General features: G+C 72.0%; 9 protein-coding genes and 1 pseudogene. 5 read left to right on the forward strand and 5 right to left on the reverse strand.

Annotation, left to right across the window (positions count from 1 at the left end; genetic code table 11):
- The 3 genes from IE311_RS36365 to IE311_RS36375 all read left to right on the forward strand — a co-directional run.
- Positions 1-93, forward strand: a 93-nt coding sequence (locus IE311_RS36365; protein WP_132919430.1) for an acyl-CoA dehydrogenase family protein, incomplete at its 5' end; no start/stop codon positions are given.
- Positions 94-121: 28 nt separating this feature from the next.
- The gene (locus IE311_RS36370) at positions 122-907 is read left to right on the forward strand and encodes an electron transfer flavoprotein subunit beta/FixA family protein (protein WP_189836187.1); all 786 of its coding nucleotides are present in this window, start codon (positions 122-124) and stop codon (positions 905-907) included.
- A gap of 39 nt (positions 908-946) precedes the next feature.
- Positions 947-1,903: an electron transfer flavoprotein subunit alpha/FixB family protein gene (locus IE311_RS36375; protein ID WP_189836188.1), complete on the forward strand. Its 957-nt coding sequence runs from the start codon at positions 947-949 to the stop codon at positions 1,901-1,903.
- 78 nt (positions 1,904-1,981) lie between these two features.
- Here the strand turns inward: IE311_RS36375 and IE311_RS36380 are convergent, their stop codons facing one another.
- The 5 genes from IE311_RS36380 to IE311_RS36400 form a co-directional block, all read right to left on the reverse strand.
- Complete coding sequence (locus tag IE311_RS36380; RefSeq protein ID WP_189836189.1) at positions 1,982-2,371, reverse strand: zinc ribbon domain-containing protein; 390 nt, start codon at positions 2,369-2,371, stop codon at positions 1,982-1,984.
- Positions 2,372-2,503: 132 nt separating this feature from the next.
- A complete protein-coding gene (locus tag IE311_RS36385; protein WP_189836190.1) occupies positions 2,504-3,211 on the reverse strand; it encodes a TetR family transcriptional regulator in 708 nt (235 codons plus the stop codon).
- 104 nt (positions 3,212-3,315) lie between these two features.
- The gene (locus tag IE311_RS36390; RefSeq protein ID WP_189836191.1) at positions 3,316-4,077 is read right to left on the reverse strand and encodes an SDR family NAD(P)-dependent oxidoreductase; all 762 of its coding nucleotides are present in this window, start codon (positions 4,075-4,077) and stop codon (positions 3,316-3,318) included.
- A 202-nt stretch (positions 4,078-4,279) separates the two neighbouring features.
- Positions 4,280-4,747, reverse strand: coding sequence for a cyanase (gene cynS / locus IE311_RS36395; protein ID WP_189836192.1), 468 nt, complete (start codon positions 4,745-4,747; stop codon positions 4,280-4,282).
- A 40-nt stretch (positions 4,748-4,787) separates the two neighbouring features.
- Positions 4,788-5,420: a carbonic anhydrase gene (locus tag IE311_RS36400; RefSeq protein ID WP_189836193.1), complete on the reverse strand. Its 633-nt coding sequence runs from the start codon at positions 5,418-5,420 to the stop codon at positions 4,788-4,790.
- A gap of 93 nt (positions 5,421-5,513) precedes the next feature.
- Between IE311_RS36400 and cynR the strand changes: the two genes are divergently transcribed.
- The gene (cynR, locus tag IE311_RS36405; protein WP_189836194.1) at positions 5,514-6,485 is read left to right on the forward strand and encodes a transcriptional regulator CynR; all 972 of its coding nucleotides are present in this window, start codon (positions 5,514-5,516) and stop codon (positions 6,483-6,485) included.
- 189 nt (positions 6,486-6,674) lie between these two features.
- Positions 6,675-6,938: pseudogene (locus IE311_RS36410) on the forward strand (heme-binding protein); the annotation flags it as partial.

Genomic DNA, 6,938 nt, shown 5'->3' on the forward strand with positions numbered 1-6,938 from the left:
GTCGAGCGCATGATGCGCGACGCCAAGATCACCCAGATCTACGAAGGCACCAACCAGGTCCAGCGCATCGTCATGGCCCGCAACCTCCCGTAACCCCCAGCCCCTCGAAAGGAGACAGGCCGTGACCCTGAAGATCGCTGTCTGTGTGAAGTACGTCCCCGACGCGACCGGCGACCGCGGTTTCGCCGACGACCTGACGACCGACCGCGAGGCCGTCGACGGCCTGCTGTCGGAGCTCGACGAGTACGCCGTCGAGCAGGCCCTCCGCATCTCGGAGGAGGCCGACGACGCCGAGGTCACCGTCGTCACGGTGGGCCCGGACGATGCCAAGGACGCGCTCCGCAAGGCGCTGTCGATGGGCGCCGACAAGGCCGTCCACGTCAACGACGAGGACATCCACGGCTCCGACGTCTTCGCCACCTCCGCGATCCTGGCCAAGGCCCTGGAGAAGACCGGCTTCGACCTGGTCGTCTGCGGCATGGCCTCGACCGACGGTTCGATGGGCGTGCTGCCCGCGCTGCTCGCCGAGCGTCTGAACCTCCCGCAGGTGACGCTGCTCTCGGAGCTCTCGGTCGAGGACGGCCTGGTGAAGGGCCGCCGTGACGGCGACGCCGCCACCGAGCTCCTGGAGGCCCCGCTGCCGGCCGTCGTCTCGGTGACCGACCAGTCCGGCGAGGCCCGCTACCCCTCCTTCAAGGGGATCATGGCCGCCAAGAAGAAGCCGGTCCAGGAGCTGGACCTGGACGACCTGGACATCGACGCCGACGAGGTGGGCCTCGCCGGGGCCTGGACCCTGGTCGACTCCGTGGCCGCGCGCCCGGCCCGTACGCAGGGCACGATCGTCACGGACGAGGGCGACGGCGGCAAGCAGCTCGCCGCCTTCCTCGCCACCCAGAAGTTCATCTGACCCGCCGCCGGCCAGACACCCACACAGGAGCAATGAATCATGGCTGAGATCCTGGTTCTCGTGGACCACGCCGACGGTGCGGTCCGCAAGCCGGCCCTCGAACTGCTGACCCTGGCCCGCCGCATCGGCGAGCCCTCGGCGGTCGTGCTCGGTGCCGGAGAGGCCGCGGCCTCGATCGCCGCCACCGCCGGCGAGTACGGCGCGGCCACCGTGTACGTCGCGGACGGCGCCGAGTTCTCCGACGAGCTGGTCGTGCCGAAGGTCGACGCGCTCACCCAGCTCGCCAAGGAGAAGGGGGCGGCCGCCGTCCTGGTGACCTCCTCGGGCGAGGGCAAGGAGATCGCGGCCCGCGTCGCGCTCCGCCTCGGCTCCGGTCTGATCACCGACGCCGTGGAGCTGGAGGCCGGCGAGAACGGCCCGGTCGCCACCCAGTCCGTCTTCGCCGCCTCGTACCAGGTGCGCTCGACGGTCACCCACGGCGTGCCGGTCATCACCGTCAAGCCCAACTCCGCCGCCCCGGAGGCCTCCTCGGCCGCGGGTACGGTCGAGAACGTCACCGTCGCCTTCACCGGCAACGCCGCGAAGGTCGTCTCGCGCACCCCGCGCGTCTCCACCGGCCGCCCCGAGCTGACCGAGTCCGCGATCGTGGTCTCCGGCGGCCGCGGTGTCGGCGCGGCCGAGGGCTTCGCGGTCGTCGAGAAGCTGGCCGACTCGCTCGGCGCGGCCGTCGGCGCCTCCCGTGCCGCCGTGGACGCGGGCTGGTACCCGCACTCCAACCAGGTGGGCCAGACCGGCAAGCAGGTCTCGCCGCAGCTGTACGTCGCTGCGGGCATCTCCGGCGCGATCCAGCACCGGGCCGGCATGCAGACGTCGAAGACGATCGTGGCGGTCAACAAGGACCCGGAGGCCCCGATCTTCGACCTGGTGGACTACGGCGTCGTCGGTGACCTCTTCGAGGTGCTGCCGCAGCTCACGGACGAGATCGGCGCCCGCTGACCGTCCCGTCGCCCGAACGGAGAAGGGGCGGTGGGTGGCACTCTGTGCCACCCACCGCCCCTTTTCGTCCGTGTCGCATCAGATCCAGCCGTCGAGCGGCACTTCCTCGCAGAGCCTGACGACCGGCCTGCGGCCCGTCACGCCGACCCCCGAGGAGACCTTGACCCGGACCCCGGGGCGCACCGCGTGCAGGGGGCCGTCGACGCGGCAGCGGACCGTGAAGCCCTCCGTCATGTACACCGGCCAGAGGTCCGCGTCGGCGGCGGCGACCCCGCGCCGTACCGAGATCACGCCCTCGCCCCCGCTGAGTTCGGGGTTGAGATCGGTCGACCCGCAGGTCGGACAGAGCAGTCGCTGGAACGTCGTGGTGTGGCACCAGCGGCAGCGCTGGAAGTAGAGCTCGGCGTCGGGGGCCGACTCCTCGTCGGCCCGGACGGCGGTCCCGCTCCTCAGTCCCGTGTGGAACACGATGCCTTCTCCTTGCACTCGGCGGCTCGACCGTGCATGGAGCAAAGATATGGCACTGAGTGCCATATAATAAAGACCTGAGTTCCCTGAATTAGAGATACTCAGAACCCCGACGCCGATTTCGGTTCGTCCTCAGCTCTCGCCGAGGCTCGCCTCCACCTCGCGCACCACGCGCCACATCGGGGTGGACCGCTTGGTGATCACCACGACGACGTCCTCGGTCTCCTCGGCCGGCACGTCCACGACCGCGTCCGGACTCCAGGTGCCGCGGACGAACTCCAGGGCACCGTCGACCTCGGCCAGCGGCTCGCCCTCACCGCCCGACCGCAGCCAGTGCCGCAGGGCGTGGTTGTGGGCGGCGACCACGGCCGCCGCGGCGACGTTGGCGCGCAGCGTGCCGTCCCTGCGGTCGGCCCAGCGGGTCCGCAGATAGTCGCCGAGGGTCTTCTCGTACCGCCAGACGACCGACAGCTCGTAGGTGCGCAGCCCGGCCACCTCACGGGTGAGCCGGTAGCGCTGGACGGAGAAGGTGGGGTTCTCGGCGTACATCCGCATGACGAGGCGAGCGGCGCCGCAGACCCGGACCATCGGGTCGTCGGAGTCGGCGCTCGCCGCGAGGAAGCGGGTCATGTCGGCGAGGCACTGCTCGTGGTCGGGGAAGACCACGTCCTCCTTCGACGGGAAGTACCGGAAGAAGGACCTCCGGCCGACGCCGGCGAGGGTGACGATGTCGTCGACCGTGGTCTGCTCGTAGCCCCGCTCCAGAAAGAGCTGGAAGGCCGCGGCGATGAGGGAGTCCCGCATCGCGGGCTTCGTGGAGTTCGTCGACGCTGTTCCCATGGCCCGAACCTAACACCCGTACGGCCTTCGCGCGGCACTAGGTGCCGGAGGAATCCGGCACCCAGTGCTGTCGAGAGGGTACGGAGGCCCGGGCCTCTCAGGGATCAGCGCGCGGTCATCCGGAGCGCCCCGTCCATCCGGATGGTCTCGCCGTTGAGGTAGTCGTGCTCGGCGATCATCGTCACCAGGCGGGCGTACTCCTCCGGGCGCGCGAGGCGCTGCGGGAAGGTGACGCTCGCGGCGAGACCGGCCCTGACGTCCTCGCCGAAGCCGGCCATCATCGGGGTGTCGACGATGCCGGGGGCGATGGTGACGACCCGGATGCCGAACTGTGCCAGGTCGCGGGCGGCGGTGACGGTCATGCCCGCGACACCGGCCTTGGAGGCGGCGTAGGCGATCTGGCCGACCTGCCCCTCGAAGGCGGCGATCGAGGCGGTGTTGACGACGAGACCGCGCTGCCCGTGCTCGTCGGGCTCGTGCCGGGCGATGGCCTCGGCGGCGAGGCGCATCACGTTGAACGTCCCGAGCAGGTTGACGTTGAGCACGGCCCGGAACAGGTCGAGGTCGTGCGGACCCTTGCGGCCCAGGATGCGGGCGGAGGGGGCGATCCCCGCGCAGTTCACGGCGAGCCGCAGCTCGGCGCCGTCGGCGTCGATCGCGGCGAGGGCCTCGCGGACCTGCTGCTCGTCGGTGACGTCGGCCGCGAGCAGCCGGACGCCCTCGGGCAGCGGCCCGGCGGCGGCAACGGCCTTGTCCAGGTCGAGTCCGTAGACGGTGGCGCCCCGGGCGGCGAGCGCCTCGGCGGTGGCGGCGCCGAGACCGGATGCGGCACCGGTGACGAGAGCGGCGGAGCCGGCGATGTCCATGGAACTCCTCGTTCGTGTCGTGCGGGAGCGACCCTGCCGCCGGGTTGGCCGCCGGATCGGGCGCGTGCCCGCGGAGGACCGCGCGGTCCGCGCGATCTGCGCCGCCCACCATAGAACCGCAGGCCGCGCCCCCGGAAGTGGAACCCGGGAGGCCGCCAGGGGCGCGTCGGCACGATCGACGCGCCCCGCCGGAGGAACCCGGTCAGAAGGGCTTGGTCGGGAGGTACTTGCCGTCGAGCGTGATGACCGCGCGCTCGCCGCCCTCGGGGTCGGCGACCTTCTTCACGTCCAGCGTGAAATTGATCGCGGAGATGATGCCGTCGCCGAACTCCTCGTGGACCAGGGCCTTGAGGGTGGTCCCGTACACCTGGAGCATCTCGTGGAAGCGGTAGACGGTCGGGTCGGTCGGGATGCCGTCGAGGGATCCCCGGGTGGGGATCGTCCGCAGCAGGCGCACCGCGTCCTCGTCGAGGCCGAGGAGTTCGGCGACGGCCCTCGCGGCCGGCTCCGGCAGGGCGTGCTGGCCGAGGACGGCGGCGGTGGTGAAGGCGACGGAGAGACCGGCGGCGTCGGCGATCTCCCGCCAGCTCAGGTCCTTGACGGTCTTGGCCTCGACGGCGGCGATGGCGAGCTCGCGACGGGCGGTGGGGTCGAGCTGGGCGTGCACCATGAGAGGTACGTCCTTTCCTTACGGGGGGGGTGGGAGGGGATCAGGCGGCGGCGCGGGCGCCGGTGGCGGCCCCCGCGCGGGGGGCGGTGGCCGTCGCGACGGCGGGAAGTTCCTCGACGGTGCCGTCGGCGATGTGGAAGACCCAGCCGTGCAGCCGTACCTCTCCCCCGGCGAGGGCCCGGGCCACGGACGGGTGGGTGGCGAGGTTCGCCAGCTGCGCGGCGACGTTCTCCCGCACCAGCGCGGCCACGTCCCCGGCCCTGCCCGCCGCGGCGGTACGGGCCAGGGAGGCGTCGGCGTGACGGAGCCAGGCGGCGACGGCGGGCGCGCCGGTCAGATCGTGTCCCTCGGCGAGCGCGGTCATCGCGCCGCAGGCGGAGTGCCCGCAGACGACGATGTCCCGCACACCGAGGACGGTGACGGCGTACTCGACACCGGCGGCCACCCCGTCGGTGCCCGGGGCGTGGGCGGGGACGAGGTTTCCGGCGGTGCGGACGACGAAGAGTTCACCGGGGTCGGTCTGGGTGATCAGTTCGGGTACGACACGGGCGTCGGAGCAGCCGATGAACAGCGTGCCGGGACGGTGGGCGGTGGCGAGATGGGCGAAGAGACCTGCGTGGACGGGGAAGACCTCCCGCTGGAAGCGGGCGATTCCCTCGGCGAGATGAGGCATGTCCTCACCCTGCACGACCAGCAGCTATAGCGTCCAAGACCCACTGTCGATACCTGCCATAGATGCGGTCTATACGGCTTTACACTCGATGTCATGCAGCCGGAACTCCGCCATCTCCGCTATCTGCTCGCCGTCGCCGAGCACGCCAACTTCACCCGCGCCGCCGAAGAGCTCCGGATCGCCCAGCCCACGCTCTCCCAGCAGATCAAGCAGCTGGAGAAGGCCCTCGGGGTACTGCTCCTCGACCGCACCGGCCGTACGGTGCGCCTGACGGACTCCGGGGAGGCCTACGCCGCCTACGCCCGGCGCGCGCTCCAGGACCTGGCGGCCGGCGAGCGGGCGGTGCTCGATGTGCGCGACCTCTCCCGCGGCCGGCTCCGGCTCGCCGCCACGCCCACCTTCACCGCCTACCTGACGGGCCCTCTGGTCGCCGACTTCCACACCCGTCACCCGGGCATCACGGTGGAGGTGCGGGAGTCGACCCAGGACCGCATCGAGGCCGAGCTCCTCGCCGACCGCCTCGATCTCGGCATCGCCTTCGAGGGCGGCCATCTGCCGGGCATCGAGGCCACCGCTCTGTTCACCGAGACCCTGGGCCTCGTCGTGGGCCCCGGCCACCCCCTCGCCGGCCGGACCGAGCCCGTACCGGCGGAGGAGCTGAACGGCCATCACCTCGCCCTGCTCGGTCAGGACTTCGCCACCCGGCGGCACATCGACGCATACGTCTCCGAGCACGGCCTCCGGCCGCGGATCGCGATGGAGGCCAACGCCGTCGGCGCCCTCACGGAGATCGTCCGGCGCACCGGCCTGGCCACCGTGCTGCCCGACGCGGTCACCCTGGACCACCCGCAGCTGAGCCATGTCCCGCTCTCCCCGGCCCTGCCGACCCGTGGTGTCACGCTGCTGCACCGGGCGGCCGGCTACCGCAGCGCCGCCGCCCGCGCCTTCGCGGAACTGGCCAAGGACCGGACGAGGAACCGGGCGGAGGCCCACGGAAGGGACCGGACCGAGGACCACGGAAGGAACCGGGCGGAGGACCGGGGCCCGTCGGCCGGCCGGGCCTGACCGGGAGGACGCCCCCTCGGGGTCAACCGATCGGATGACCCCGGGGTCCACCGTTGCGGGCGCCGGACGCAGCCGGGACGACGACCGCCGGCACAGGGGGCCGCCACCAGGATGGAAGGGAAGCGGGCCACGGACTCCCGACGGCCCCCGCAGTCCACCGAGTTCACTGGAGCAGACCCCATGAAGCACGTGAAGAAGGCCACCTCGCGCACCCGTGCCGTGACCGGCGGCGCGATCGTCGCCGCCCTCGCCCTCGGTGGCTTCGGTGCCTACTCGGCCAGCGCCACCGGCGAGAACACCGCGGCCGCCCCCGCCGCCGCGGTCGCCAAGGCGGACGCCAGGAAGAAGAACACCACGCAGTCGACGCACCTGACGATCGAGGCCGCCACCAAGGCCGCGCAGGCGACCCTGGACGCCGCCGAGAAGGAGAACCAGCGGGTCTCCGTCGCCGTC

This window comes from Streptomyces zaomyceticus (assembly GCF_014656215.1).
Taxonomy (GTDB): Bacteria; Actinomycetota; Actinomycetes; order Streptomycetales; family Streptomycetaceae; genus Streptomyces; species Streptomyces zaomyceticus.

Excerpts from the sequence above, each read along its gene's own strand:
- IE311_RS36375 (WP_189836188.1), top strand. The coding sequence starts at position 947 with ATGGCTGAGATCCTGGTTCTCGTGGACCACGCCGACGGTGCGGTCCGC.
- IE311_RS36385 (WP_189836190.1), bottom strand. The coding sequence starts at position 3,211 with ATGGGAACAGCGTCGACGAACTCCACGAAGCCCGCGATGCGGGACTCC.
- IE311_RS36390 (WP_189836191.1), bottom strand. The coding sequence starts at position 4,077 with ATGGACATCGCCGGCTCCGCCGCTCTCGTCACCGGTGCCGCATCCGGT.
- cynS (WP_189836192.1), bottom strand. The coding sequence starts at position 4,747 with ATGGTGCACGCCCAGCTCGACCCCACCGCCCGTCGCGAGCTCGCCATC.
- IE311_RS36400 (WP_189836193.1), bottom strand. The coding sequence starts at position 5,420 with ATGCCTCATCTCGCCGAGGGAATCGCCCGCTTCCAGCGGGAGGTCTTC.
- cynR (WP_189836194.1), top strand. The coding sequence starts at position 5,514 with ATGCAGCCGGAACTCCGCCATCTCCGCTATCTGCTCGCCGTCGCCGAG.